Annotated in this window: 2 protein-coding genes and 1 pseudogene; 1 reads left to right on the top strand and 2 read right to left on the bottom strand. The window is 71.4% G+C overall.

The window, feature by feature from the left end; translation table 11 throughout:
• Both GWK61_RS53970 and glnII read right to left on the bottom strand, forming a co-directional pair.
• On the bottom strand, positions 1-1234 hold a 1234-nt coding region (locus GWK61_RS53970; RefSeq protein WP_194922193.1), incomplete at its 3' end, for a PIG-L family deacetylase.
• Between the two features lie 264 nt (positions 1235-1498).
• Positions 1499-2323: pseudogene (gene glnII / locus GWK61_RS53965) on the bottom strand (glutamine synthetase); the annotation flags it as partial.
• Here glnII and GWK61_RS53960 point away from each other — a divergent pair.
• Positions 2286-2446: helix-turn-helix domain-containing protein (locus GWK61_RS53960; RefSeq protein ID WP_194922192.1), on the top strand; the 161-nt coding region annotated here is incomplete at its 3' end. The pseudogene glnII and the gene GWK61_RS53960 sit on opposite strands and share 38 nt — an antisense overlap.

The following is a 2446-nucleotide window of genomic DNA, read 5'->3' as shown; positions in this document are numbered from 1 at the left end:
GGCTGGGGGCAAAGGCGGATCTTGAGGTGAAGTCCGCGGTAGCGGTCACGCCGCCGCCGGATCCGGGCAGGGTCAGGAAGCTCACTCCGCGCGTGCTGTCGACCCCCACCCCGGGCCCGAACCTGCCGCTGCCGCGCGAGGTCTCCGTCCAGACCACGGCGCGTCCGCCGACCGCGGCGAACGCCCGCAGGCGCCCGTCCGGGCCGGCGCCGAGCCAGTCGGTGGTGCCGACGTGCCGCAGGTTCGTGCTCTGCGACCAGCCGGGGCGGGCCGCGTCGCCGCCGACCGTGCTGTCGCCGCAGCCGACCGGGTCGTCGCACTTGCGCCGGTCAGCCCAGCCGTAGACGCCGAGCAGGCGCAGCTTCTCGCGGGCGCTGGAGCCGCCGAGGTTGTGGCGCCAGCGGGCGTTGCCGTAGCCGACGTAGGAGTCCAGGCGGACGGCCGAGGGGCCGCGCCGGGCCCGGTGGTCGGCGTACGCCGCATAGGTGAACCAGGCGGTCGCGGTGTGGTCCTCGTTGTCGGTGTGGACGCCGGAGTCGGTGAGCCAGGCCCGCTCCTTCGGGCCGGCGCCGCGGCGCTCCGGGTCGGGGTCCATGGTGCGCACGACGGTCGGCTGGTAGCGGTCCATCAGGTCGGTGAGGGTGCCGACCAGCTGGTCGCGGGTGTAGACGCCGCCGGTGATGGCCGTCTCGGTGGGCTGCAAGACGGGGCGGGTGGTCTCGGTGCCGTGGAAGAGGGCGGCCAGCGGAGTGTGGTTCGTGTCGCCCGGGGTGGAGCCGGTGTAGGCGCCCATCGAGATGTCGAGGAAGACCAGCCGGACTCGCGCGTCGGCGGCCAGCTCGCACAGCTCCGCTTCACCCCCACGGGTGACCAGCACGCTGCGCCGCCACGGCGCGTCGTCCTCCGCCCCGGCCATGCGCGCGTAGGCGGAGCGCAGACCGTGCTGCCGCGCCGCCGCGAAGGAAGCACCGCCGCCTGCCTCGGCGGAGGTCAGCACGATGGTGGTCACCTCGCCCCCGGTGCGCACGGAGTCGGCGATGTCCGGGTTCATGAAGTAGAGGTCGTCGTCCGGATGGGCGACGACCTGCAGAAACGCGACCCGGCTGGCAAGCCGGGCCGGACGCCCGACCAGGTCGGACTCGACGGTGGTGACCCCGGTGTCGGCGCCGAACGCGCCGATCGCCAGTGCCCCCATCCCGAACAGCCCGAGCTCGCGCCGAGACAAGTTAGGCACCCTGACTCCTGTGTGGCTGAATTCCCCGCAAACCATAATCGGGACGCGGGGGACAGCCCGGAGGTTGTCTCCGGAGTCAGACCGGGTTGTCCTGGAAGTCACTCGTCACGGTCAGGTTTCGCCCGCACACACAGCGGCGCCCCCGATCCGTGGTTGGATCGGGGGCGCTTTTTACGCCTTTTCTTGCCTTCTTGTCGTGTCTCGCCTCGGGCGGCGTCAGACCTGTCTTGCGTGAAGCCTCTGCGGCCTCAGACCTCTTCGGCCTCAGACCTGGCCGGCCTTCTCCAGCGCGGTGCAGCAGGTGTCGACGATGAGCCGGGTCACGACGTACGGGTCGACGTTCGCGTTCGGCCGCCGGTCCTCGATGTAGCCCTTCTTGTCCACCTCGACCTGCCACGGGATGCGCACCGAGGCGCCGCGGTTCGAGACGCCGTAGCTGTACTCGCTCCACGGGGCGGTCTCGTGCTGTCCGGTGAGGCGCTCCTCGATCCCGGAGCCGTAGGCGCGCACGTGCTCGGCGGGCTTGTCGCCCTCGCCCAGCGCCTCGCACGCGGTGATGATCGGATCGTACGACTCCCGCATCGCCCTGGTGGAGAAGTTGGTGTGCGCCCCGGCCCCGTTCCAGTCCCCCTTGGCAGGCTTGGCGTCGAACGACACCGACACCCCGAACTCCTCAGCGACCCGCAGCAGCAGGTAGCGCGCCACCCACATGTGGTCGGCGACCTCCACCGGCCCCGCCGGCCCCACCTGGAACTCCCACTGCCCCGGCATGACCTCGGCGTTGATCCCCGAGATCGTCAGACCGGCGGCGAGGCAGTAGTCCAGATGCCGCTCCACCAACTCCCGCCCGAAAACAGCGCCGCCACCAACCCCGCAGTAATACGGACCCTGCGGCGCCGGAAACCCACCACCCTCCGGGAACCCCAGAGGCCGCCCACCCCGGAAGAGCGTGTACTCCTGCTCGATCCCGAACCAGGCCTCCTGCCCAGCGAACCGCTCCGCGACCTCCCGAGCCGCCGCCCGCGTGTTGGACTCATGCGGCGTGAAGTCGATGCCCTCCACCTCACACAAAACAAGCACATGCGCCCCGCAGCAGGCAGGCCTGCCCGCCTACGGCGGCGCCAACCGGCGCGTCGCGGGTCTGCGCCGCGAGGAGGTCGCCATGCTGGCCGGCGTCAGTGTGGAGTACTACGCGCGTCTGGAGCGCGGCCA

The organism is Catenulispora rubra, assembly GCF_015356825.1.
GTDB lineage: Bacteria > Actinomycetota > Actinomycetes > Streptomycetales > Catenulisporaceae > Catenulispora > Catenulispora rubra.
Note: the sequence above shows the minus strand (reverse complement) of the source record. Positions and strands in the feature narration are given on the sequence as shown.